This is a genomic window from Pseudomonas sp. NyZ480 (assembly GCF_029537255.1).
GTDB classification, from domain to species: Bacteria; Pseudomonadota; Gammaproteobacteria; order Pseudomonadales; family Pseudomonadaceae; genus Aquipseudomonas; species Aquipseudomonas taiwanensis.
In genome coordinates this window covers 348,334-373,017 of sequence record NZ_CP120626.1, presented here as the reverse complement: position 1 = coordinate 373,017, position 24,684 = coordinate 348,334, and the positions used below count along the sequence as shown (strand labels likewise).

At 63.8% G+C, this 24,684-nt stretch carries 22 protein-coding genes; 15 read left to right on the top strand and 7 right to left on the bottom strand.

Annotated features, from left to right (window positions below):
* Nucleotides 1-9: 9 nt before the first annotated feature.
* From P3R38_RS01690 to P3R38_RS01625, 14 genes are read left to right on the top strand one after another with little or no spacing between them, the layout of a single operon-like run.
* Nucleotides 10-264 carry an acyl carrier protein gene (locus P3R38_RS01690; protein WP_023378251.1) on the top strand — a complete coding sequence of 85 codons (255 nt, stop codon included), beginning with the start codon at nt 10-12 and terminating at the stop codon, nt 262-264.
* Nucleotides 261-806: a membrane protein gene (locus P3R38_RS01685; RefSeq protein ID WP_027907920.1), complete on the top strand. Its 546-nt coding sequence runs from the start codon at nt 261-263 to the stop codon at nt 804-806. Before P3R38_RS01690 ends, P3R38_RS01685 begins: the two co-directional genes overlap by 4 nt.
* Complete coding sequence (locus P3R38_RS01680; protein WP_027907919.1) at nt 803-2,482, top strand: AMP-binding protein; 1,680 nt, start codon at nt 803-805, stop codon at nt 2,480-2,482. Before P3R38_RS01685 ends, P3R38_RS01680 begins: the two co-directional genes overlap by 4 nt.
* Nucleotides 2,475-3,209 carry a glycosyltransferase family 2 protein gene (locus P3R38_RS01675; protein ID WP_277686773.1) on the top strand — a complete coding sequence of 245 codons (735 nt, stop codon included), beginning with the start codon at nt 2,475-2,477 and terminating at the stop codon, nt 3,207-3,209. Before P3R38_RS01680 ends, P3R38_RS01675 begins: the two co-directional genes overlap by 8 nt.
* Complete coding sequence (locus P3R38_RS01670) at nt 3,206-4,147, top strand: hypothetical protein (RefSeq protein WP_023378247.1); 942 nt, start codon at nt 3,206-3,208, stop codon at nt 4,145-4,147. The genes P3R38_RS01675 and P3R38_RS01670 overlap by 4 nt, the downstream gene beginning before the upstream one ends.
* Nucleotides 4,128-5,672, top strand: coding sequence for an aromatic amino acid ammonia-lyase (locus P3R38_RS01665; protein WP_104883040.1), 1,545 nt, complete (start codon nt 4,128-4,130; stop codon nt 5,670-5,672). The genes P3R38_RS01670 and P3R38_RS01665 overlap by 20 nt, the downstream gene beginning before the upstream one ends.
* A complete protein-coding gene (locus P3R38_RS01660; protein WP_023378245.1) occupies nt 5,665-6,090 on the top strand; it encodes an acyl-CoA thioesterase in 426 nt (141 codons plus the stop codon). The genes P3R38_RS01665 and P3R38_RS01660 overlap by 8 nt, the downstream gene beginning before the upstream one ends.
* On the top strand, nt 6,087-6,797 hold the full coding sequence (locus P3R38_RS01655; RefSeq protein WP_277686772.1) for an outer membrane lipoprotein carrier protein LolA: 711 nt from the start codon (nt 6,087-6,089) through the stop codon (nt 6,795-6,797). The genes P3R38_RS01660 and P3R38_RS01655 overlap by 4 nt, the downstream gene beginning before the upstream one ends.
* Nucleotides 6,787-9,096, top strand: a complete 2,310-nt coding sequence (locus tag P3R38_RS01650; RefSeq protein WP_277686771.1) for an MMPL family transporter — start codon at nt 6,787-6,789, stop codon at nt 9,094-9,096. The genes P3R38_RS01655 and P3R38_RS01650 overlap by 11 nt, the downstream gene beginning before the upstream one ends.
* A complete protein-coding gene (locus tag P3R38_RS01645) occupies nt 9,093-9,578 on the top strand; it encodes a hypothetical protein (protein ID WP_277686770.1) in 486 nt (161 codons plus the stop codon). Before P3R38_RS01650 ends, P3R38_RS01645 begins: the two co-directional genes overlap by 4 nt.
* The gene (locus P3R38_RS01640) at nt 9,575-10,768 is read left to right on the top strand and encodes a beta-ketoacyl-[acyl-carrier-protein] synthase family protein (RefSeq protein ID WP_277686769.1); all 1,194 of its coding nucleotides are present in this window, start codon (nt 9,575-9,577) and stop codon (nt 10,766-10,768) included. Before P3R38_RS01645 ends, P3R38_RS01640 begins: the two co-directional genes overlap by 4 nt.
* Nucleotides 10,765-11,235 (top strand): hotdog family protein, encoded by a 471-nt coding sequence (locus P3R38_RS01635; protein WP_023378240.1) that lies wholly within the window; start codon nt 10,765-10,767, stop codon nt 11,233-11,235. The genes P3R38_RS01640 and P3R38_RS01635 overlap by 4 nt, the downstream gene beginning before the upstream one ends.
* Nucleotides 11,228-11,956: a 3-oxoacyl-ACP reductase FabG gene (gene fabG / locus P3R38_RS01630; RefSeq protein WP_023378239.1), complete on the top strand. Its 729-nt coding sequence runs from the start codon at nt 11,228-11,230 to the stop codon at nt 11,954-11,956. Before P3R38_RS01635 ends, fabG begins: the two co-directional genes overlap by 8 nt.
* Nucleotides 11,956-13,182 (top strand): beta-ketoacyl-ACP synthase, encoded by a 1,227-nt coding sequence (locus tag P3R38_RS01625; protein ID WP_023378238.1) that lies wholly within the window; start codon nt 11,956-11,958, stop codon nt 13,180-13,182. Before fabG ends, P3R38_RS01625 begins: the two co-directional genes overlap by 1 nt.
* Before the next feature lie 68 nt (nt 13,183-13,250).
* On the opposite strand, the gene P3R38_RS01620 is transcribed toward P3R38_RS01625, so the two are convergent.
* Nucleotides 13,251-14,144, bottom strand: a complete 894-nt coding sequence (locus P3R38_RS01620; RefSeq protein WP_027907915.1) for a LysR family transcriptional regulator — start codon at nt 14,142-14,144, stop codon at nt 13,251-13,253.
* Between the two features lie 195 nt (nt 14,145-14,339).
* Between P3R38_RS01620 and P3R38_RS01615 the strand changes: the two genes are divergently transcribed.
* Nucleotides 14,340-15,497: an MFS transporter gene (locus P3R38_RS01615; RefSeq protein ID WP_238546552.1), complete on the top strand. Its 1,158-nt coding sequence runs from the start codon at nt 14,340-14,342 to the stop codon at nt 15,495-15,497.
* Between the two features lie 36 nt (nt 15,498-15,533).
* Here the strand turns inward: P3R38_RS01615 and P3R38_RS01610 are convergent, their stop codons facing one another.
* The 6 genes from P3R38_RS01610 to gltB form a co-directional block, all read right to left on the bottom strand.
* Complete coding sequence (locus P3R38_RS01610; RefSeq protein ID WP_104882279.1) at nt 15,534-15,881, bottom strand: NirD/YgiW/YdeI family stress tolerance protein; 348 nt, start codon at nt 15,879-15,881, stop codon at nt 15,534-15,536.
* Between the two features lie 81 nt (nt 15,882-15,962).
* Nucleotides 15,963-16,409, bottom strand: a complete 447-nt coding sequence (gene gspG, locus P3R38_RS01605; protein ID WP_027907913.1) for a type II secretion system major pseudopilin GspG — start codon at nt 16,407-16,409, stop codon at nt 15,963-15,965.
* Between the two features lie 121 nt (nt 16,410-16,530).
* Nucleotides 16,531-17,043, bottom strand: a complete 513-nt coding sequence (locus tag P3R38_RS01600) for a cytochrome b/b6 domain-containing protein (protein ID WP_277686768.1) — start codon at nt 17,041-17,043, stop codon at nt 16,531-16,533.
* Nucleotides 17,044-17,288: 245 nt separating this feature from the next.
* A complete protein-coding gene (hemE, locus tag P3R38_RS01595) occupies nt 17,289-18,353 on the bottom strand; it encodes a uroporphyrinogen decarboxylase (RefSeq protein WP_023378232.1) in 1,065 nt (354 codons plus the stop codon).
* Between the two features lie 207 nt (nt 18,354-18,560).
* Nucleotides 18,561-19,979 (bottom strand): FAD-dependent oxidoreductase, encoded by a 1,419-nt coding sequence (locus P3R38_RS01590; RefSeq protein ID WP_023378231.1) that lies wholly within the window; start codon nt 19,977-19,979, stop codon nt 18,561-18,563.
* A gap of 106 nt (nt 19,980-20,085) precedes the next feature.
* The gene (gltB, locus tag P3R38_RS01585; protein ID WP_023378230.1) at nt 20,086-24,531 is read right to left on the bottom strand and encodes a glutamate synthase large subunit; all 4,446 of its coding nucleotides are present in this window, start codon (nt 24,529-24,531) and stop codon (nt 20,086-20,088) included.
* Nucleotides 24,532-24,684: the final 153 nt, after the last annotated feature.

Sequence of the window (24,684 nt, the reverse complement as noted above, 5' to 3'; positions counted from 1 at the left end):
GACTGCACCATGCAAACCCGCGAAGATATCTTCAATACCCTGCGCGACGCCCTGGTCGAGCTGTTCGAGCTCGACCCCGCCAGCATCAACCTCGATGCCAACCTGTACCAGGACCTGGAAATCGACAGCATCGATGCCATCGACCTGCTCGACCACATCAAGCGCCAGACCGGAAAGAAAATCGCCGCCGAAGACTTCAAGGCAGTGCGTACCGTCAATGACGTGGTCGAAGCGGTGTACCGCCTGGTCAACACCGCGGCATGAAGCGACTGATCGGCCTCGGCCTGTTGCTGGCCGGCGTGCTGTATCCCTTCGCGGTGCATTTCGGCATGGCCCGTTTCGCCCCCTGGCAGTTCGGCGTGCTGCTTGGCGCCCTGTGGCTGGCCCGTGCGCTGAGTACGCCACGTCGCCCGGGCGCTGTGTGGATGGCCGCGGCGGCGCTGGCGTTCTGCGCCGCCCTGGGTCTGTCCGACAGCCAGCAGCTGCTGCGCTGGTACCCAGTGCTGGTCAATGCCTTCATGCTCGTCCTGTTCGGCACCAGCCTGGTGCACGGCATGCCGCTGGTCGAGCGCCTGGCCCGTCTGCAGGAGCCGCAACTTCCCCCGGCAGCGGTGCACTACACCCGCCAGGTAACGCAGGTATGGTGCCTGTTTTTCGTGATCAACGGCCTGATCGCCGCGAGCCTGACCCTGTGGGCGCCACTGCGCTGGTGGACGCTGTACAACGGCGTGATCGCCTATGCCGCAATGGGGCTGCTGTTCGCGGTCGAATGGTGGGTAAGACAACGTGTGCGAGGACGCTCATGAACTGGATCAACCTCGAACACCTGCTGCGCCCGCTGGATGCGCCGCGCCAGGTGAGCCAGTGCCCGAGCCTGGATCATGCCCAGTTGAGCCAACAGGCACTGCGCCTGGCCGGCGGCCTGCGCCAGCGTGGCGTGAAACAGCTGGCTGTGCACCTGGAAGATGCTGCCGAACTCGCCGCCGCCTTGCTGGGTGCCTGGCGCGCCGATGTCGAGGTGTTGCTGCCTTCGGACCTGCAACCGGCGACCCGCGAGCGCTGGCACAGTCAGGTAGACCTGTGGCTCAGCGACCAGCCCGGTGACCTGGACTTCGCCTCCTTGCTCGGCGAGCCGCTAACGCCTGCCGACCTCGACCTGGACCGATGCCGCATCAGCCTGTGCACTTCTGGCTCCAGCGGCGAACCCAAGCGCATCGACAAGTGCCTTCGTCAGCTGGCCAATGAAGTCCAGGCCCTGGAGCGACTGTGGGGCCACACCCTGGGCGATGCATGGATCGTCGGCAGTGTCGCCACCCAGCACATCTACGGGCTGTTGTTCCGCGTGCTCTGGCCGCTGTGTGCCGGGCGCGGCTTCGAACGGCGCCAATTGCCCTTCCCTGAAGACTTGCAGCGCGCCAGCCTGGCCCATCCTGCCTTCGCCTGGGTGGCCAGCCCGGCCCTGCTCAAGCGCATGGGCGACAATCTCGACTGGGCAGCCCTGGGCCAGGTCCGCCAGGTGTTTTCCTCCGGCGGTGAATTGCCGGCCGACGCCGCCCATCGCCTGCAGCAGCGTCTGGGCCAATGGCCGACGGAAATCCTCGGCAGCTCGGAGACAGGTGGTATTGCCTGGCGTCAGGGTGAAGCATTGTGGCAGCCATTTGCCGATGTACGCCTGAGCCAGGACGCACGAGGCGCCTTGTGCATCGCTTCGCCATACTTACCCGCAGGCCATGTCGAGCAGAGTGCTGACGCCGTCGCGTTCGCCGATGACGGGCGCTTCCATCTGCTCGGCCGTCTCGACCGCATCGTCAAGCTGGAAGAGAAACGCATCTCCCTGCCCATGCTCGAACAGGCGCTATGCGCCCACGCCTGGGTCGGTGAAGCCCGGCTGGGCATGGTCGAACACGGCCGCGCCTACCTCGCCGCGCTGGTAGTGCTGACCCCCTCTGGCCTGCACGCGCTGCGCAGCAAGGGCCGCAAGGCGTTGGTCGAGCGCCTGCGGGCGCACCTGGCGGGGCATTGCGAGCCCTTGGCCCTGCCACGACGCTGGCGGTTGCTGCGGCAACTGCCGCTCAATGCGCAGGGCAAACTGCCACGGGCCGACGTCCAGGCCTTGTTGCTGGCGCCGCGCAACATGACGCCTGAGGTGTTGGAGCAGCGCCATGAAGGCGATGAACTGCACCTGACCCTGGTCGTCCCCGTGGACCTGGCATGCTTTGCCGGTCACTTCCCAGAAGCCCCGGTGCTGCCCGGCGTGGTGCAGATCGACTGGGCCATCGCCCTGGCCAGCGAACACCTGCTGCCGGGCTACCGCTTCGCCGGCATGGAAGTGCTCAAGTTCCAGCATGTGGTGCGCCCTGGCGATGAACTGGTGCTGAACCTGCGCTGGGATGGTGAGCGCGGCAAACTGTATTTCGCCTACAGCTGCGCCGGGCAGGCCTGCTCCAGTGGCCGCATCCTGATGGAGACTGCCTGTGCATAAGCCTTGCGCGGTGATCCCGGTGTACAACCACGAACTGGCCGTTCCAGCAGTGGTGGCCGACTTGCTTGACGCGGGCCTGCCCTGCGTGTTGGTCGACGACGCCAGTCATGCGCCTTGCGCCCAGGTGCTGCGCCAACTGGCCCTGCATCCTGACGTGCACCTGGTCACGCTCGCGACCAACCAGGGCAAAGGTGGCGCGGTCATGGCCGGGCTGCGTGAAGCTTCACAGCTGGGGTTCAGCCATGCCTTGCAAGTGGACGCCGACGGCCAGCATGACCTGACCGATGTTCGCCGCTTCCTCGAACAGTCGCAGGCTTATCCACAGGCGCTGGTATGCGGTTATCCACAGTACGACGCCAGCGTGCCCAAGGGCCGTCTGTATGCCCGTTACCTCACCCACGTGTGGGTATGGATCAACAGCCTGTCGCTGCAGATACCGGACTCGATGTGCGGCTTTCGCGTGTACCCGCTGCCGCCAACCCTGGCGATGATCGATAGCGTCAAACTCGGCCGGCGCATGGACTTCGACCCCGAGATTCTCGTACGCCTGTCGTGGCGCGACCAGCCGATGCGCTGGCTGCCGACCAGGGTCCATTACCCGCAGGACGGCCTGTCGCACTTTCGCCTGTTCCATGACAATGCGCTGATCTCGAAAATGCACGCCAAGCTGTTCTTCGGCATGCTGCTGCGCGCACCGCTGATTCTCTGGCGCAGGTGGCGTGGATGAGCAGCAATCCTTCGCAACACTGGGCCGATCAGCAGGAGCGTGGCAGTTTCTGGCTGATGAAACTGACCGCTGCCCTGGTGCGGCTGTGTGGCCGGCGTGTGCTCGGCCCCCTGATACGCATCATCGTCGCCTACTTCTTCGTGTTCGGCCGCCGCGCCCGGCGCAGCGCCTGGCAGTACCAGCAGCGACTGCATCGCTGGAATGGCGGGCAAACCCCAGCGCCCAGCCAACGCCAGGTATTTCGCCAGTTCATGGCCTTCGCCGACGCCCTGCTGGACAAGCTCGACGTATGGAATGGCCGGCTGCGGCTGGAAGACATCGACATCGTCGACCCCGCTCATCTGCGTCAGCAACTGCGCGGCGAGCGCGGTCAGATGCTGGTGGGTGCGCACCTGGGTAATCTTGAAGTGTGCCGCGCCTTGGCTGAAATCGGCGAGCAGGTGACCATGAACGTGCTGGTCCACACCCGCCATGCCGAGCGCTTCAACCGCCTGCTGGGCGAGGCCGGCGCGACCAACCTGCGACTGATCCAGGTCAGCGAACTGGACCCGGCAGTGATGCTGCAACTCTCCGAGCGCCTGGAGCGCGGCGAGTGGCTGGCCATTGCCGGCGACCGCGTGCCGCTGCACGGCACACGTACGGTCGAGGTGGACTTCCTCGGCCAGCCCGCGCCATTCCCGCAAGGCCCCTGGCTGCTGGCCGGCCTGCTCGATTGCCCGGTCAACCTACTGTTCTGCCTGAAGCGCCAAGGCCGCTACCGCATCACCCTGGAGCCCTTCGCCGAGCGTCTGCAGTGGCGCCGCGGCCAGCGTGACCAGGTGATTGCCCAGTGGGCCTCACGCTATGCCGAACGCCTGGGCCAATACTGCAGCCAGGCGCCATTGCAGTGGTTCAACTTCTACCCCTTCTGGAAGACCGATGACGATGCATCCGCATGAACCTGTCACGTTCGGCGAGTCGCCGCTGGCGATCGAAGACATCCTGGCCCTGGCCGAGTGCCGCGCCTCGGCGCGGCTGCAGGACGATGCCCGGTACCGCGAGCGTATCGCGCGTGGTGCGCGGTTCCTGGACACCTTGCTGGACAAGGAAGGCGTAATCTACGGCGTAACCACCGGCTACGGCGACTCCTGCGTGGTCGCCGTGCCGCTTGAGCATGTGGAGGCCCTGCCACAACACCTTTACACCTTCCATGGGTGTGGCCTGGGCCGCCTGCTGGACGCCCCTGCAACCCGCGCCGTGCTGGCTGCCCGCCTGCGATCGCTGAGCCACGGCGTATCGGGGGTGCGCCTGGAGTTGCTCGAACGTCTGCGTGATTTCCTCGCTCACGACATCCTCCCACTGATTCCCGAAGAAGGCTCGGTGGGCGCCAGCGGAGACTTGACGCCACTGTCCTACGTCGCGGCCACGTTGGCCGGCGAGCGCGAGGTGATGTACCAAGGTCAACGCCGTGGCAGCGCTGACGTGCACCGCGAACTGGGCTGGCAGCCACTGGTGCTGCGGCCCAAGGAAGCCCTGGCGCTGATGAACGGCACCGCGGTGATGACCGGCCTGGCCTGCCTGGCGTTTGCCCGCGCCGACTACCTGCTGAAACTGGCTACGCGCATCACCGCCCTCAACGTCATTGGCCTGCAAGGCAATCCCGAGCATTTCGACGAGCGCCTGTTCGCCGCCAAGCCGCACCCTGGACAGATGCAGGTTGCCGCCTGGCTCCGCCAGGACCTCGCCATCGACGCACCGTTACCGTCCCTGCATCGTCTGCAGGACCGCTATTCGCTGCGCTGCGCACCCCATGTGCTGGGCGTGCTGGCCGACAGCCTGGGCTGGCTGCGCGGCTTCATCGAGACGGAGCTCAACAGCGCCAACGACAACCCGATCATCGACGGCGACGCCGAGCGGGTGCTGCATGGTGGGCACTTCTATGGCGGTCATATCGCCTTCGCCATGGACAGCCTCAAGACCCTGGTCGCCAACGTCGCCGACCTGCTCGACCGCCAGCTCGCATTGTTGGTGGACGTACGTTACAACCATGGCCTGCCCAGCAACCTGTCCGGCGCCGAAGCCGACCGAGCCATGCTCAACCACGGTTTCAAGGCCGTGCAGATCGGTGCCAGCGCCTGGACTGCCGAAGCACTCAAGCAGACCATGCCAGCCAGCGTGTTCTCGCGCTCCACCGAATGCCACAACCAGGACAAGGTGAGCATGGGCACCATCGCCGCCCGTGACGCCTTGCGGGTGCTGGAGCTGACCGAACAGGTCGCCGCCGCAGCCTTGCTGGCAGCCAACCAGGGCGTGTGGCTGCGTGGCCGCCAGGACAACGCACGGCCGTTGCCGCCAGCCTTGGCTCAGATGCATCAAGCGCTGGTGGCGGAGTTCGCTCCGGTCGTCGAAGACCGTGCCCTGGAAAGCGACTTGCGCCTGTGCCTGCAACGCATCGCCCAGCGCCACTGGAGGTTGCATGCGTAACCCCGGCGTCTTCCATGTCGACAGCGAAATCGTCGTACCCTTCTTCGACGTCGACAGCATGCACATCGTCTGGCACGGTCACTACGTCAAATACCTCGAAGTGGCCCGCTGCGCGCTGCTCGACCGACTCGAGCACAATTACCTGCAAATGCACGCCAGCGGCTACATCTGGCCGGTGATCGACCTGCAGCTGCGCTACATCCGCGGCGCCACCTTCGGCCAGCGCCTGAAGGTGCGTGCCAGCTTGGTGGAATGGGAAAACCGCCTGAAGATCCATTACCTGATCAGCGATGCCGAGACGGGCGAGCGCATGACCCGCGCCAGCACCGTGCAGGTCGCCGTACATGTGGAAAGCGGCGAGATGCAACTGGCCTCGCCGCAGGTGATGCTCGACGCGGTAGCCAAGGTACTCTCATGAATCGACTCGTCACGACACGCCTGAAGCCACTGCGCGGATTCCGTGGGAGTGGCCTTGCGTCGCGACAGAGGCGCGACGCGGCGCCACCTGCTCACGCCACCCCTGTCCACCCGCTGTTGTGCACGCTCACCGTCCTCGTCCTGCTGTTCATCAGCCCGCTGACCCTGGCATTCAGCCTGGACGATCTGCAAAAACAGCTCAGCACGCCCGCGGTCGTCAAAGGCCCGTTCATCCAGGAAAAGCACCTGCGCGCCCTGCCCCAGCCACTGCTGAGCAAGGGCCACTTCATCCTGGCCCGCGACCACGGCCTGCTATGGCTGCTGCAAACCCCGCTGCGCCAGGATTACCGCATTCGCGCCGACGGCATCGCCCGCCGCGATCCGAGCGGCTGGCAAACATTGCCCAGCCGCAGCGCTGGAGCCGAACAAAACCGCCTGTTCTTTGCCGTACTGCAGGGCGACAGCAGTGGCCTGCAACGCGACTTCGACCTGAGCCTGTCGGGCGATGCCGCGCACTGGACATTGCACCTGACGCCTCGCTCGCTGCTGCTCAAGCAGGTATTCAGCGCCATCGAAATCAGCGGTGGCTCGTTCGTCGAGCGCATCGAGCTCAGCGAAACCCAAGGCGACAGCACCGTCCTGCGCATGCCTGAAAGCAGCGCCGAGACTGCCCTGAGCGACAGGGAGCGCCGCGATCTTGCCGATTGAACGCCTGCTCCCACGCGCCTTCCTGGGGTTGTTGCTCATTGTGCTCGCGGTCGCTGGCTGGCAGTGGCACCGTGGGGCGCCGATGTCGGCCGACCTGATGACACTGGTGCCCGGCGCTACCCAAGACCCGCTGGTCAAACGCGCCGAACTGCGCATACAAGAGCCGCTCAACCGCGAAATACTGGTGCTGGTTGGCCACACCGAACGCCAGCAGGCACTCGCCCTCGCCGAGCATCTGGCCGCGCAGTGGCAAGCCAGCGGTTTATTCAGCAGGGTGCAGTGGAACCTGCAAACCGACCTCGCCGCCGTGCGCGAACAGCTGCTGCAAGGGCGGCTGGCCATGCTTGCGCCCCAGGACCGCCAGCAACTGCGCCTCCAGCCAGACGTTTTCATCGAGCAGCGCGTGCAAAGCCTGTTCGACCCCTTCACCGGTTTCAGCCTGGTACCCAGCCAGGACGACTGGCTAGGCCTGACCGGGCGCATCCAGGCCAGCCAACCGAAACCGCCGAACGTAGAACTGGATACCGCCAGCGGCGCGCTGGTGGCCAGCGCCGAGGGCCTGCACTGGGTGCTGCTGCGCGCACGCACCGAGGGCAATGCGTTCGACTTGAACCTGCCGCTGCAAGTGGCCGACCTGGTGGACAAGAGTCGCCAACAAGCGGAGCAATCCGGCGCCCAACTGGTCGCCGCCAGTGGCTTGCTGTATGCCGCCGCCGGGCAACAGCAAGCCAGCCGCGAAATCACCTGGGTCGGTGGCGGCGCAACCCTTGCCATTCTGCTGTTGCTACTGCTGGCGTTTCGCCGCTGGCGCGGGCTGTTGGCCTTCGTTCCCGTGCTGGTGGGAGTGCTCTTCGGGACGGTGGTGTGCGTAGCGCTGTTCGACCAGATCCATGTCATGACGCTGGTCCTGGGCTCGAGCCTGATTGGTGTAGCCGTGGACTACCCTTTGCACTATCTGTCCAAGAGCTGGAGCCTCAAGCCCTGGCGTAGCTGGCCCGCCTTGCGCCTGACACTTCCAGGCCTGAGCCTGAGCCTGGCGACCAGTTGCATCGGCTACCTTGCCCTGGCGTTCACGCCCTTCCCGGCGCTGACCCAGATTGCCGCGTTTTCCGCCGCGGGCCTGCTCGGAGCCTACCTCTGCGCGGTATGCCTGCTGCCGGCCCTGCTGAACGGTGTGGCACTACGCCCGGCGCACTGGCCGCTACAGGTCGCCGAAACGCTCATGCGCTGGCGTGAACGCCTGCTGCGCAAAATGCCCAGTGCCGTGCTGCTGGTCCTGGTGATGCTGTTCTGCGCTGCCGGCCTGTGGCGCCTCGACAGCCGCAATGACATCCGCCAGTGGGTCAGCAGCCCACCCCAGTTGCTGGCGCAAGCCCAGGCAGTGGCGCGGATCACCGGCTACCAACCCACCAGCCAGTTCTACCTGGTACGTGGCCACGACCCGCAGCAGTTGCTCGACCGCCTGGGGACGCTGTCCGCCAAGCTCGACGAGCTGGTCGAACTGGGTAAGCTCAAGGGCTACATGAGCCTGGACCAGATCGTCGCAAGCCCGGCAGAACAACAGCAGACCCAACAGGCACTGGCCGTCCTGCGCGAGCATTGGCAACCGCTGCAGGCGCTAGGTGTGCCGCAGGCGGCGCTGGAGAACGAGCTGAACCACCTGCTGCAACTACCCACACTGACCGTCGAACAGGTACTGGCGGGACCGCTGGGCGAAGCCTGGCGGCCATTGTGGCTGGGGCGGACCGACTCGGGGGTGGCCGCCATCGTCAGCTTGCAGGGCCTGAACGATACTGCGCTGCTGCGTGTGCAGACCGACGATCTGGAGGGGGTGCAACTGGTGGACCGTCTCGGCGAACTGAACCAGCTATTCGCCGCCACCCAGCTCAGCGCCGCCGAGCTCAAGCTGTTGTCGTGCGTGCTGATCCTGCTGTTGCTGGTGCTGCCATTCGGCCTGCGGGGTGCCCTGCGCATCGTCGCCCTGCCGTTGCTGGCAGCCCTGTGCAGCCTGGCCTGCCTGGGCTGGCTGGGACAACCGCTGACCTTGTTCAGCCTGTTCGGCCTGTTGCTGGTCACCGCCATCAGCGTCGACTACGCGATCCTCATGCACGAGCAGATCGGCGGGGCCGCTGTGAGTCTGCTGGGCACGCTGCTGGCCGCACTCACCACCTGGCTGTCGTTCGGTCTGCTGGCGCTTTCCAGCACACCGGCGGTGAGCAATTTCGGCCTGGCGGTAAGCCTGGGCCTGGTGTTCAGTTTCATACTGGCCCCATGGGCCAAACCCCTGGAGCACGCATGAAACAGCTGCTGCTGATTGCCTTTTGTGCGCTGCTGGGCGCTTGCAGCGCACGCCCACCATTGCCGGCACACCTGCCTACGCTCGACCTGCCGCAGCAGTTGCACGTCCGGCGCGAACAGGCCGGGCAGCAACAAGACTGGCTACTGGTGATTCAACGTGAAGACGGCCACCTGCGCTGGTCGCTGCTCGACCTGCTCGGCATTCCCCAGGCCCGTCAGTTGCTCGAAGACCAGCGCTGGCAGGCGGATGGCCTTTTACCGCCCAATCCAGCGGCGCGCGAGCTGTTCGCCGCCGTGCTGTTCGCCCTGACTCCGGGCGAGCAATTGCAGGCGCTCTACCCCGGCGCTCGCCAACAGCGCGGGCAACGCTGGCTGGAAGACCGCTGGCACATCGCTTATCGAGACGCCGATGGATTCGACTTGAACCTCGGTGAGGGCCTGCGTTATGTAATTGCCCCTTTGCCCAGCGAGAACCTGCCATGACTGCCTACCTCAACGCCCTGGGCGTGGTCTGCGCGCTGGGCCACGGCCAGGCCGAAGTCGCCGCCCGCCTGTTCGCAGGCGACTGCTCGGGCGTGCAGCCCGAGGACGGCCGGATACCCGACCGCCGACCTCCCGTCGGTGCCGTGCCCGGCCAACTGCCCGTACTGCCCTTGCCTGACCAGCACAGCCGCAACAATCAACTGCTGTACAGCGCCGCCCTGCAGATCGAGCCTGCCATCCGCCAGGCCATCGCACGCCATGGTGCACACCGGGTGGCGGTCATACTGGGCACCAGCACCTCGGGGATCGCCGAAGCCACCGAAAGCATTGCCCATTACCTTCGGCAACAGCACTTTCCGGACGACTACCGCTACGCCCAGCAGGCCCTGAGTGCACCGGCCAACTTCCTGGCGGACTGGTTGCAACTGAGCGGCCCGGCCTACGTGATCTCCACCGCTTGCACCTCCAGCGGCCGCGCCCTGGCAAGCGCTCACCGACTGCTGCGACAGGGTATCTGCGATGCGGTGCTGTGCGGCGGTGTCGACAGCCTGTGCGGTCTTACGCTCAATGGCTTCAGCGCGCTGGAAGCGATCAGCGAGCAGCGCTGCAACCCGTTCTCGATCAACCGCAACGGCATCAATATCGGTGAGGCCGCTGCGCTGTTCCTGATGACCCGTGAAGTCAACAACGAAGGCCCCTCCATCGCCTTGCTCGGGGCCGGCGCCAGTTCCGACGCTCACCACATATCAGCGCCAGACCCGACTGGCGCCGGCGCCTTGCAGTGCATGGCCAAAGCCTTGGACAATGCAGGCCTGGCCCCAACGCAGATCGACTACCTCAACCTGCATGGCACCGCCACGGTGCATAATGACGCCATGGAAAGCCTGGCCGTCAGCGCACTGTTCGGCGCCGACCTGCCGTGTTCGTCGAGCAAGCCCATGACCGGTCACACCCTGGGTGCTGCTGGCGCGCTCGAAGCCGCGTTCTGCTGGCTGACGCTGAGCGAGCACAACCCTGAGGGGCTGCTGCCGCCCCACGTGTGGGATGGCCAGCGCGACCCTGAACTGGCAGCGCTGAACCTCGTCGACGGCCAACAACGGCTGCCAGCGCAGCACCCACGCCGGTTGATGAGCAATTCGTTCGCCTTCGGCGGCAACAATGTCAGTCTGATTCTCGGAGACACCGCATGATCCCCTGGCCACTGGCCGAGCTGTTGCCACACGCTGGCGACATGATTCTGATCGACCAGGTCGACAGCTGCGACGACGAGCAGATTCATGCTCGCGCCACCGTGCGCCACGGCGGCCTGTTCAATCGCGCCGACGGCAGCCTGCCGGCATGGTTCGGGATCGAACTGATGGCCCAGACAGTGGCCGCCTTCGCCGGTTGCCGGGCGCGTCGACAAGGCCAACCGGTGGAGTTGGGTTTCCTGCTCGGCACCCGCAAGTACAGCTGCGATGTAGAACACTTCCCGGCGGGCACCGAACTGCACCTTCACGCCCTGCGTTCACTGGAAGATGACAGCGGCATGGGTGTGTTCGAGTGCCACCTGCGTGGCCCCGGCATCCATGCCACCGCGCGCCTGAATGTCTATCGCCCGCCGCAAACCGCCCATTATCTGGCCGAGGCAGACCCAGAGGAGTCCCCCCATGACTGACACCATCCTGGTCACAGGCTCCAGCCGCGGCATCGGCCGAGCCATCGCCCTGCGCCTGGCCCGTGCAGGCTTCGACCTGGTGCTGCATTGCCGCAGTGGCCGTGCCGAAGCCGACGCGGTTGCCGCCGAGGTCCGGGCTCTGGGCCAGCAGGCACGGGTGCTGCAATTCGACGTGGCTGACCGCACAGCGTGCAAGACCATCCTGGAAGAGGATGTCGAAACCCACGGTGCCTACTATGGCGTGGTGTGCAACGCAGGGCTGACCCGCGACGGCGCGTTCCCGGCACTGACCGACGAGGATTGGGACCAGGTCATGCGCACCAATCTGGACGGCTTCTACAACGTCTTGCATCCCCTGACGATGCCCATGATCCGCCGCCGCGCGCCGGGCCGCATCGTCTGCATCACCTCGGTGTCGGGGTTGATCGGCAACCGTGGCCAGGTCAACTACAGTGCCTCCAAAGCCGGCCTGATCGGCGCCGCCAAGGCGCTGGCCATCGAGCTGGGCAAACGACGCATCACTGTCAACTGCGTGGCCCCTGGCCTGATCGACACAGCCATGCTCGACGAGCATGTGCCCGTGGACGAGTTGCTCAAGATGATCCCGGCCGGGCGCATGGGCACGGCCGAAGAAGTTGCCGGGGCGGTGAACTTCCTGATGTCGCCTGAAGCCGCGTACATCACCCGCCAGGTCCTGGCGGTCAATGGAGGGTTGTGCTGATGCGCCGTGTCGTGGTCACCGGCATGGCCGGCATCACCTCCTTGGGCAATGACTGGGCCACCATCGCCGGGCATTTCGCCAGCCAGCGCAGCGGGATCCGCCGCATGGACGAATGGGACCGTTATGCAGAGCTCAATACCCGCCTGGCAGGCCCGGTCGATGACTTCAAGGTCCCCAGCCACTGGACCCGCAAGCAGCTGCGCAGCATGGGCCGTGTCTCGCGCCTGGCGGTCGCTGGCGCCGAGCGCGCCCTGGCTGACGCCGGGCTGCTCGACGACCCGAGCATCCGCGATGGGCGCATGGGGGTAGCCTGCGGCTCATCCACCGGCAGCACCGACGAGATCAAGACCTTCGGCAACATGCTGATGAACGCAGTGGCCGACGGCCTGAACGCCAACTCCTACGTGCGCATGATGCCCCACACCACTGCCGCCAATATCAGCATCTTCTTCGGCCTCACCGGACGCCTGATCCCCACTTCCAGCGCCTGCACCAGCGGCAGCCAGGGCATCGGCTACGCCTACGAGGCGATCAAGTACGGTCGTCTGCCGATGATGCTCGCCGGGGGTGCCGAGGAGCTGTGCCCCACCGAAGCCATGGTGTTCGATGCGCTGTACGCCACCAGCCTCAAGAACGATACGCCGCACCTGACCCCAAGGCCCTACGACCTCGACCGCGACGGCCTGGTGATTGGCGAAGGCGCAGGGATGCTGGTGCTCGAAGAGCTGGAGCACGCCTTGGCGCGGGGGGCGAAGATCTATGCCGAGGTGGTGGGCTTTGGCAGCAATGCCGATGGCCAGCACATCACCCGACCGGAGCAGGCCACCATGCGCCGAGCCATGGAACTGGCGCTGGAAGACGCAGCCCTGGCACCCGACGCCATCGGCTACGTCAACGGCCACGGCACCGCCACCGAACAGGGTGACATCGCCGAAACCCTGGCCACCAGCAGCCTGTTCGGCCCACGCATGCCCATCAGCTCGCAGAAGAGTTTCCTAGGCCACACCTTGGGCGCCTGCGGTGCACTGGAGTCGTGGTTCAGCATCGAGATGATGAACAGCGACCGCTACGTGCATACCCTCAACCTCGATCGCATCGACCCGCGCTGTGGCGAGCTGGACTACCTGACCGGCGGTTTTCGCACCATGAGCCACGAGTACGTGATGAACAACAACTTTGCCTTTGGTGGGGTCAACACTTCGCTGATCTTCCGTCGCTGGGGCTGACCAAGCGCCGGCGATCCGGCCCCTGCAGTGGGCGCCGGGTTGCCGGGGCTGCGCCCTTACCCAGCCCTTCATCCCATCAACAATCCCGTCAGCAGCTCGGCAAATGCCTTGGCCATGACCGATCCACCACCCTCACGCTGCACCAGCCACACCGCGCTCGTCGCCCCCTCGTCCAGCAAGGTGCGATACACAACGCCCTCGATCTGCATGCGCTGGAACGAAGCAGGCAACACCGACACCCCCAGGCCCGCTGAAACCAGCCCAATGATGGTCATCGCTTCACCTGCCTCCTGGGCGAAGTGCGGACTGAACCCGGCATCGCGCGCCAGGTTCAGCAGTTGCGCATACAGGCCACTGCCATAGCTACGCGGGAAGAACACGAACGGTTCATGGGCCAGCGCCGCGATGTGCACTCCCCGCTCGGTGCCAACGGCCAAGGGGTGCGATGCGTTGATCACCGCCACCAGCGGCTCTCGAAACAGCTCGGTGGCTACCAGCCCGTCCGGTAAGGGCATCGGACGCATCAGGCCGACCTCGATCGACTCATCGAACACCCCTTCGGCAACATCGCGGCTGCTCATTTCCTTCAGGTTCAGATGCACCGCGGGAAAGCGCTGGCGAAACGCATGGATGGCCTTGGGGATCTTCGACGTGAACGGTGCCGACGAGGTGAAGCCGATCTTCATTTCACCCAGCTCACCCAACTGAGCCCGACGCGCCACATCGGCCGCCTTCTCGACCTGGGCCAGCACTTGACGCGCTTCCTCGAGAAACAGGCGTCCTGCTTCGCTCAGTTCGACGCGGCGGTTGGTGCGCTCGAACAGACGCGCCCCCAACTCGAGTTCCAATGCCTGGATCTGCTGGCTCAGAGGGGGCTGAGAGATTCCCAGTTGTTGAGCGGCACGGCCAAAGTGCAGTTCTTCGGCCACGGCAATGAAGTACCGCAGATGGCGCAGTTCCATGAAGGGCTCCAATCAAGTCGCAGAACATCTCAAATAGGTCGAACAATATATTGGATGTAATCATTAGCGAGCTATATGCTTTTTTCATCGCGCTTGAGGTACCTGTCCGTGAAAACAGCTGTAGCTTCCCAGCCTACCGAACCTGACCCGACGACCTTCAACGACACCTGGATCGAAAAAGGCACCCCCGCCTTCATGAAGACCGTGCTGGCCCTGTTCAGCGGTGGCTTCGCCACCTTCGCCCTGTTGTACTGTGTGCAGCCAATGATGCCGCTGCTCTCCAAGGAGTTTGCCATCAACGCCGCGCAGAGCAGCCTGGTGTTGTCGGTTTCGACTGCCATGCTGGCCTTCGGACTGTTGATCACCGGGCCGATTTCCGATCGCATCGGGCGCAAGCCGGTGATGGTGTTCGCGCTGCTGTGCGCGGCACTGTCGACCTTGGCCAGCGCAGTCATGCCGACCTGGGAAGGGGTACTGGCAACTCGTGCACTGGTCGGTCTGTCGCTGAGCGGCCTGGCAGCGGTGGCAATGACTTACTTGAGCGAAGAGATCCATCCCCAGCACATCGGCCTGGCCATGGGCCTGTACATCGGCGGCAATGCCATTGGCGGCATGAGTGGGCGGCTGATCACCGGCGTCCTGATCGACTTCGTCAGCTGGCACACGGCGATGCTGACCATTGGCGGCCTGGCCCTGGTGGCAGCGGTGGTGTTCTGGAAAGTGCTGCCCGAATCGCGCAACTTCCGCCCGCAGGCCATGAACCCGCGCAACCTGCTGGATGGCTTCGTCATGCACTTCAAAGACGCAGGCCTGCCCTGGCTGTTTCTCGAAGCCTTCCTGCTGATGGGCGCTTTCGTCACCCTGTTCAACTACATTGGCTACCGCCTGCTGGCCGAGCCCTACCACATGAACCAGGCGCTGGTCGGCCTGCTGTCGGTGGTGTACCTGTCGGGTATCTACAGTTCCGCGCAGGTAGGCGCGCTGGCCGACAAGCTGGGCCGGCGCAAGGTGTTCTGGGCCAGTATCCTGGTGATGGCCAGCGGTTTGTTGATGACCTTGTTCAGCCCGTTGGCGATGGTCATCCTCGGCATGCTGGTGTTCACGTTCGGCTTCTTCGGTGCGCACTCGGTGGCCAGCAGCTGGATCGGCCGTCGGGCACTGAAGGCGAAAGGGCAGGCATCATCGCTGTACCTGTTCTGCTATTACGCGGGGTCGAGCGTGGCCGGGACGGCAGGTGGTGTGTTCTGGCACCATGCGGGCTGGAACGGAATCGGGCTGTTCATCGGCAGCCTCTTGGCGGTGGCACTCCTGGTGGCGCTGCACCTGAGCACATTGCCGACCAAGACAGCGTGAAGCCAGGGCCGGGCAACGGCCCCAGCAGGCACCGAGTCAGTTGATGATCTCGACGATGTCCACGTCCACCTCACGGCTCATCAGGTGCTTTTCCACTTCGCCGGTCAGTTTTACCTTGGTCTTCTCGTTGAACGGCGTTGCTGGCAGGTCCTCATCGTCGATTTCAACGGTGATGGTGCCGGTGTTGTCCTTGAATTCGTACTTGTCGTCGTTGTTGATCTTCTTGGTCACGAACCCTTGCAGTACGACCGGGGTGTCGTCTGCGGCTTCGTTGGCCGCTGCCACGGTGATCACGGGTTGGGCACCGGGGCCGGTGTAGCCTGCAGCCAGGGCAGCGGTGCTGAACACAGGCACAAGCAGGAAGGCCAGGTAACGAAATTTCATAGGGTAAGTCCTTGTTTGGGTTTCGATGGCCTCAGAGTAGCGAGCACTGCTGAAGCGAAACTTAATCGCTCGGCGGTGGGCTCACTCGGCCCAGTTGCCAACGTCGGCGTTTTCCCCTTCCCCACCCGCTTCACCGTCGGCGCCCCAGGAGAACAGGTCATAGTCCAGGTTCGAGCGCGTGCCCGGAATTTCGTACTGGTAGGCAGAGCCCCAGGGGTCGGCTGGCAATGACGCCAAATAGCCTTGGGCATCCCAGAATCTTGGCAGGGGTGGCCGGGTAGGCAATTTGACCAGCGCCTCAAGCCCCTGCGCCGTGGTGGGATAGGTGCCATTGTCCAGTCGATACACCTCCAGCGCCGAGGCGATCGACTTCAGGTCTTCCCGCACCGTGAACACACTCGGCTGAGCGGGGAGAACCAGGAGGCTGAGCATCACCAGCACTCCCAGCATGCCAAGCGTCGCCATCACCATCATGATTTCGACCAGCGTCAAACCTCGCCGGAGCGGACGAGTAAAACGTATGAGCATGTAAACAAACCTGTTGATGGAGTTTGGGGAGGACCAATAGGCAGCGAACACGCCCCTCCCCACCGACATCGCAAGATGCAGCGTCACCGGCCAGACCAGGACTCAGGAGGGCATCAGCCACTCAGGGCAGCATTCGTCGCAGCACGTTACGTCCCTGATAGCCCTGCACGACGACCGCGCCGACATGCACCAGCAACAAGACCGTCAGGAGTGCGCGGGAGACACGATGCAGTTCAAACCAGATATCCAGCCACAGCGGATCGTCCAGCAACGCAGGAACGATGAACCAGCCGAGCACATCGACCTCGCGCCTGATCATCAATACGCCGGACAACAAAACGGCAGCGGTACTAAAGTAGAGCGCCTCGTGCACCGTGCAAACCATCAATTTCAGTGGTTGACCGGCGGGGCCGACTTCGCGCTGGGTGCAGAGCCGGTACAACAGGCAACGCAGCAGGAACAGGGGAATATAGAGCACGCAGATCGCCGCATTGAAACCACTGATGCGTTCGTAGGTCGAGCGCTCTACATCCATCAGTGCGACGCAAAGGTCACTGAGCAGTACCCACAGAATCAATACAGCGGAAAGCCAGTGGAGCAGAATCCGTTGCCAGCAATACTTTCGTTCATGCATGACACGGTCTTTGAGGCGGCCAGGCCAGCAGCTCTCTGACGTGAACACAGGGAGGACCGAAGGTGGATACTTGCCTGATGGATGTGTTTTGCATGAAGGCTCCAGGCGCACGTGAGGGGTTCGGGCGAAGCCTCAAGACTAGAGAACCGCTCCAGACCGCCCTATAGGAAAAGTCTGGCGGCTGGCTGCAAAACCTAACCAGGCGCTGTCAGGCCATTGCGACCTGACAGCCACTGGAAGAACGCTTAGTTGTGGTACTGCGCCGACAACTCGTGGACGGCGTTGATGAACACGCCAGCATGCTCAGGGTCGACTTCCGGGGTAATGCCGTGACCGAGGTTGAATACATGGCCGCTCCCCTTGCCGTAGCTGGCCAGGATGCGCGCCACTTCCTTGCGGATGGCCTCTGGCTTGGCATACAGCACGGTCGGGTCCATGTTGCCCTGCAGGGCCACCTTGTCACCCACCCGGCGACGGGCATCGCCGATCTCGCAGGTCCAGTCCAGGCCCAGTGCATCGGCACCCGCCTCGGCAATGCTTTCCAGCCACAAGCCGCCATTCTTGGTGAACAGGATCACCGGAACCTTGCGGCCTTCGTGCTCGCGAACAAGACCGCTGACGATCTTGCGCATGTAGGCCAGGGAGAACTCCTGGTAGGCCGCCGCCGACAGGTTACCGCCCCAGGTATCGAAGATCTGCACCGCTTGAGCACCGGCAAGGATCTGGCCATTGAGGTAACTGGTCACCGACTGGGCCAGCTTGTCCAGCAGCAGGTGCAGGGCTTCGGGGTTGTCGTAGGCCATGGCCTTGGTTTTGCGGAAGTCCTTGGATGAGCCGCCTTCGACCATGTAGGTGGCGAGAGTCCATGGGCTTCCCGAGAAGCCGATCAGCGGCACGCGGCCATTGAGCTCGCGGCGAATGGTGCTGACGGCGTCCATCACATAGCCCAGGTCCTTCTGCGGATCGGGGATCGGCAGCGCCTCGATGTCGGCCAGGGTGCTGATGACTTTCTTGAAGCGAGGGCCTTCGCCTGTCTCGAAGTACAGGCCCTGGCCCATGGCATCGGGGATGGTGAGGATGTCCGAGAAGAGGATCGCCGCGTCCAGAGGGTAGCGGTCCAGCGGCTGCAGGGTGACTTCGCAGGCGAACTGCGGGTTCATGCACAGGCTCATGAAATCACCGGCCTTGGCGCGGCTGGCGCGGTACTCCGGCAAGTAGCGGCCGGCCTGGCGCATCATCCACACCGGGGTGACGTCTACGGGTTGCTTGAGCAGAGCACGCAGGAAACGATCGTTCTTCAGGGCAGTCATGTCGGCATCCGGAAAAAAAGTGCGGGCATTTTCTCAGACGCACAAAGAAAAGGCACGGCTGTTTGCCGTGCCTTTTGTCTATCGGTATGTCCTGGATCAATAGATTTTGTATACAAAACTATTGATAGGCTGTCGCTAACGCCCCTGTCGCCGGCAAGTCGCCGCCTACGAAGACTGCAAAGTCCTTGCACCAGCGACAGGCCAGGATCACACCTCCAGGTAGTCCAGGATGCCTTCGGCAGCGGTACGGCCTTCGAAAATGGCGGTCACCACCAGGTCGGACCCGCGCACCATGTCACCACCGGCGAACACTTTCGGGTTGCTGGTCTGGTGCTTGAACTTGCCTTTTTCAGGCGCCACTACGCGGCCCTGGCTGTCGGTCTGGATATCGAACTGTTCGAACCACGGCGCCGGGCTCGGGCGGAAACCGAAGGCGATCACCACGGCGTCGGCCGGCAGGATCTCTTCGGAGCCCGGAATCGGTTCGGGGCTGCGGCGGCCACGGGCATCTGGCTCGCCGAGACGGGTCTCGACCACCTTCACGCCTTCGACCTTGTCTTCACCAACGATGGCGATGGGCTGGCGGTTGTAGAGGAACTTCACGCCCTCTTCCTTGGCATTCTTCACCTCACGGCGCGAACCCGGCATGTTGGCCTCGTCACGACGGTAGGCGCAGGTCACCGACTTGGCGCCCTGGCGGATCGAGGTGCGGTTGCAGTCCATCGCGGTGTCACCACCACCGAGCACCACCACCTTCTTGCCTTGCATGTCGACGAAGTCTTCCGGCGACTTTTCGAAGCCCAGGTTGCGGTTGACGTTGGCGATCAAGAAGTCCAGCGCGTCATGCACGCCCGGCAGGTCCTCGCCTGGGAAGCCGCCCTTCATGTAGGTGTAGGTACCCATGCCCATGAACACCGCGTCGTACTCGGCGAGCAGTTGTTCCATGGTGATGTCCTTGCCTACCTCGGTGTTCAGGCGGAACTCGATGCCCATACCGGTGAAGACTTCGCGGCGATTGCTCAACACGGTCTTTTCCAGCTTGAACTCAGGGATGCCAAAGGTCAGCAGGCCACCGATTTCCGGGTTCTTGTCGAACACCACCGGCGTCACACCGGCGCGTACCAGCACATCGGCACAACCCAGGCCTGCCGGGCCTGCGCCGATGATCGCCACACGCTTGCCAGTCGGCTTGACCTTGGACATGTCCGGGCGCCAACCCATGGCGAAAGCGGTGTCGGTGATGTACTTCTCCACCGAGCCGATGGTCACTGCACCGAAACCGTCGTTCAGGGTACAGGCACCCTCGCACAGACGGTCCTGCGGGCAGACACGACCGCACACTTCCGGCAAGGTGTTGGTCTGGTGCGACAACTCCGCCGCGGCCAGGATGTTGCCTTCGGACACCAGCTTCAACCAGTTGGGGATGAAGTTGTGAACCGGGCACTTCCATTCGCAGTAAGGGTTACCGCAGCCCAGGCAACGGTGCGCCTGCTCCACGGATTGCTGCGGCTTGAAGGGCTCGTAGATTTCCACGAACTCCTTCTTGCGCTGGCGCAGCAACTTTTTCTTCGGGTCCTTGCGGCCCACTTCGATGAACTGGAAGTCGTTGTTCAGACGTTCAGCCATTTTTCAAAACCTCTTTACCGCAGTTGCAAGCCTCAGGCCGCAAGCTGCAAGACGATCACTTGAGCACGACGGGCCCCGCGCACGGGGCCGTCACTTGCAGCTGTTCTTACTGCGGGTTGGCACGGGTGCTGGACAGCAGTTGCTTCAGGTTGGCCGCCTTCGGCTTGACCAGCCAGAAACGCCGCACGTAGTCGTCCAGGTTCTCGGAGAGCTCACGCCCCCACTCGCTGCCGGTCTCTTCCACATACTCAGCCAGGACGCGCGCCAGGTGGCTCCGATAGGCCTCCATCGCCTCGCCACTGATCCGCTGGATTTCCACCAGCTCGTGGTTGAGTTTGTCGACGAAGGTATTGTCCATGTCGAGCACGTAGGCGAAGCCGCCAGTCATGCCAGAACCGAAGTTGTAACCGGTCTTGCCCAGAACGCAGACAAAGCCACCGGTCATGTACTCACAGCAGTGATCGCCAGTACCCTCGACAACAGCGTGGGCGCCGGAGTTACGCACAGCGAAGCGCTCGCCGGCAGTGCCAGCGGCGAACAGCTTGCCGCCAGTGGCGCCGTACAGGCAGGTGTTGCCGACGATAGCACTGTGTTGGGTTTCGAACGGGCTTCCGGCCGGTGGCACGATGGTCACCTTGCCGCCAGTCATGCCCTTGCCGACGTAGTCGTTGGCATCACCTTCCAGGTGCAGATTCAGGCCACCGGCGTTCCACACGCCAAAGCTCTGGCCCGCAGTCCCCTTGAAACGGAAGGTGATTGGCTTGTCGGCCATGCCCTGGTTGCCGTACAGCTTGGCGATTTCGCCAGAGATGCGGGCACCGATGGAGCGGTCGCAGTTGCAGATGTCGAGCGCGAACTCGCCACCCGCCTGGTCGCGGATCGCCGGAAGGGCCATCTCGACCATTTTCTCAGCCAGCTCACCCTTGTCGAACGGCGGGTTCTTGTCCACTTCGCAGAACTGCGGCTTGTCGGCCGGAATGTGCGAGCTGCCCAGCAGCGGTGTCAGGTCGAGGTACTGCTGGCGCTCGGTGTCGCCTGGCAGCACATCAAGCAGGTCGGTGCGGCCGATCAGCTCGCCGAGGCTGCGCACGCCGAGCTTGGCCAGCCACTCGCGGGTCTCTTCGGCGACGAAGGTGAAGAAGTTGATCACCATGTCGACGGTGCCGATGTAGTGGTCCTTGCGCAGCTTCTCGTTCTGAGTGGCGACGCCAGTCGCGCAGTTGTTCAGGTGGCAGATGCGCAGGTACTTACAGCCCAGGGCAATCATTGGCGCGGTGCCGAAGCCGAAGCTCTCGGCGCCGAGGATCGCGGCCTTGATCACGTCCAGACCGGTTTTCAGACCGCCGTCGGTCTGTACCCGGACCTTGCCGCGCAGGTCGTTTCCGCGCAGGGTCTGGTGGGTTTCGGCCAGGCCGAGTTCCCACGGGGCACCAGCGTACTTGATGGAGGTCAGCGGCGATGCACCGGTACCACCGTCGTAACCGGAGATGGTGATCAGGTCGGCATAGGCCTTGGCCACGCCAGCGGCGATGGTACCCACGCCCGCCTCAGCCACCAGCTTGACCGAAACCAGCGCCTGCGGGTTGACCTGCTTGAGGTCGTAGATCAGCTGCGCGAGGTCTTCGATCGAGTAGATGTCGTGGTGCGGTGGTGGCGAGATCAGGGTCACGCCAGGAACCGCATAGCGAAGCTTGGCGATCAGGCCGTTGACCTTGCCACCTGGCAGCTGGCCGCCTTCGCCGGGCTTGGCGCCTTGGGCGACCTTGATCTGCAGCACTTCGGCGTTGACCAGGTACTCGGGGGTCACACCGAAACGGCCGGTGGCCACCTGCTTGATCTTGGAGCTGCGGATGGTGCCGTAGCGCGATGGGTCCTCGCCGCCTTCACCGGAGTTGGAGCGCGCGCCCAGACGGTTCATGGCCTCGGCCAGCGCCTCGTGGGCCTCTGGCGACAACGCACCCAGCGAGATACCTGCGGAGTCGAAGCGCTTGAGGATGTCCTCCAGCGGCTCGATCTGATCCAGCGGCAGCGGCTGGTCGGCCACCTTCACCTTCAGCAGGTCACGGATCATCGACACCGGGCGCTGGTCGACCAGCGTGGTGTATTCCTTGAACTTGGCGTAGTCGCCCTGCTGCACGGCAGCCTGCAGGGTGTTGACCACGTCTGGGTTGTAGGCGTGGTATTCGCCGCCGTGGACGAACTTCAGCAAGCCGCCTTGCTGGATCGGCTTGCGCGCGCTCCAGGCTTCGGCCGCCAGCAGCTTCTGGTCACCTTCGAGGTCGACGAAGCGCGCGCCCTTGATCCGGCTGGAGACCCCTTTGAAGCTCAGGCCAACCACTTCCTCGGACAGGCCCACCGCTTCGAACAGCTGGGCGCCACGGTACGAGGCGATGGTCGAGATACCCATCTTCGACAGGATCTTGAGCAAGCCTTTGGAGATGCCTTTGCGGTAGTACTTGAACACTTCGTCCAGGTCGCCCAGCACTTCACCGGTGCGGATCAGGTCGGCCAGCACTTCGTAAGCCAGGTACGGGTAGACAGCCGAGGCGCCGAAGCCCAGCAGCACGGCGAAGTGGTGCGGGTCACGGGCGGTGGCGGTTTCCACCAGGATGTTGCTGTCGCAGCGCAGGCCTTGCTCGGTCAGGCGGTGGTGCACCGCGCCAACGGCCAGGGAGGCATGCACCGGCAGCTTGCCCGGGGCGATGTAGCGGTCGCTCAGCACCAGCTGGGTCTTGCCGCTGCGCACCGCTTCCTCAGCCTGGTCGGCGATATTGCGGATGGCTGCTTCCAGACCGACGCTTTCCTCATAGTTGAGGTCGATCAGCTGGCGGTCGAAACCTTCGCGCTCCAGGCTCATCAGCGAACGCCATTTGGCGGGCGAGATGACCGGCGAGCTGAGAATCACCCGCGAAGCATGCTCCGGGGACTCCTGGAAGATGTTGCGTTCGGCACCCAGGCAGATTTCCAGGGACATCACGATCGCTTCGCGCAGCGGGTCGATCGGTGGGTTGGTCACCTGGGCGAACTGCTGGCGGAAGAAGTCGTAAGGCGAACGCACGCGCTGGGACAGCACGGCCATCGGCGTGTCGTCGCCCATCGAGCCGACCGCTTCCTGGCCCTGCTCGCCGAGCGGACGCAACACTTGGTCACGCTCTTCGAAGGTGACCTGGAACATCTTCATGTATTGCTTGAGCTGGTCAGCATCGTAGCTGGCCACGCCCTGGTCGTCGGTCAGGGTCGCCTGGATACGCAAGGCGTGCTGACGCAGCCAGCGCTTGTATGGGTGACGCGACTTCAGACGGTTGTCGATGGCATCGGTGTCGAGGATCTGGCCAGTCTCGGTATCGACGGCGAAGATCTGACCCGGGCCGACACGGCCCTTGGCCAGCACGTCTTCCGGCTTGTAGTCCCACACGCCGATTTCCGAAGCCAGGGTGATGTAGCCGTTCTTGGTCGTCACCCAACGTGCAGGACGCAGGCCGTTACGGTCGAGCAGGCAGACTGCGTGGCGACCTTCGGTCATGACGATGCCGGCCGGGCCGTCCCACGGCTCCATGTGCATGGAGTTGTATTCGTAGAAGGCGCGCAGGTCGGCATCCATGGTCTCGACGTTCTGCCAGGCTGGCGGCACCAGCATGCGCACGCCGCGGAACAGGTCGATGCCACCGGTGACCATCAGCTCCAGCATGTTGTCCATGCTCGAGGAGTCGGAACCGACGCGGTTGACCAGTGGGCCAAGCTCTTCGAGGTCGGGGATCAGGTCATTGGCGAATTTGGTGCGACGGGCCATGGCCCAGTTGCGGTTGCCAGTGATGGTATTGATCTCGCCGTTGTGGGCGAGGAAACGGAACGGCTGCGCCAGCGGCCATTTCGGCAGGGTATTGGTGGAGAAGCGCTGGTGGAACACACAGATCGCGGTCTGCAGGCGCTCGTCGCTCAGGTCTGGGTAAAACGCCGCAAGGTCACGCGGCATCATCAGGCCTTTGTAGATGATGGTCTTGTGCGAGAAGCTGCAGATGTAGTGGTCGGCATCATGGGCGTTGGCCACGGACGAGCGGCGACGGGCACTGAACAGCTTGATCGCGAATTCCTGGTCGCTCAGGCCTTCACCGCCGATGAACACCTGTTCGATCTGCGGCAGGCGCTCCAGGGCCAGGCGGCCAAGCACGCTGGTGTCGATCGGGACTTTGCGCCAGCCAACCAGCTTCAGGCCAGCCGCGAGGATTTCGCGGTCCATGTTGGCACGGGCGGCTTCGGCTTTGACCGGATCCTGGTTGAAGAACACCATGCCGACGGCGTACTGCTTGGGCAGTTCGACGGCAAAGTGCTCCTGGGCTACGGCACGCAGGAATTGATCGGGCTTCTGCATGAGCAGACCGCAACCGTCACCGGTCTTGCCGTCGGCGTTGATCCCACCACGGTGGGTCATGCAGGTCAGCGCCTGCATGGCGGTTTGCAGAAGGTGGTGACTCGGCTCGCCCGTCATATGGGCGATCAGGCCGAAACCACAGTTGTCCTTGAATTCTTCGGGATGGTACAGACCTGTTTTCATAGACACTTTCTCACCAGGTTCACCTCTCAACCGGAGGCAAATCTCTTTTTAGTACAACCACTTACCATCCACGCCGATCAAACGCCAGCTTTTTTGCGGTGGCCATGGAAAACCATTGTTGCACAGCGACAGTGATACTCACAAATTTTCATG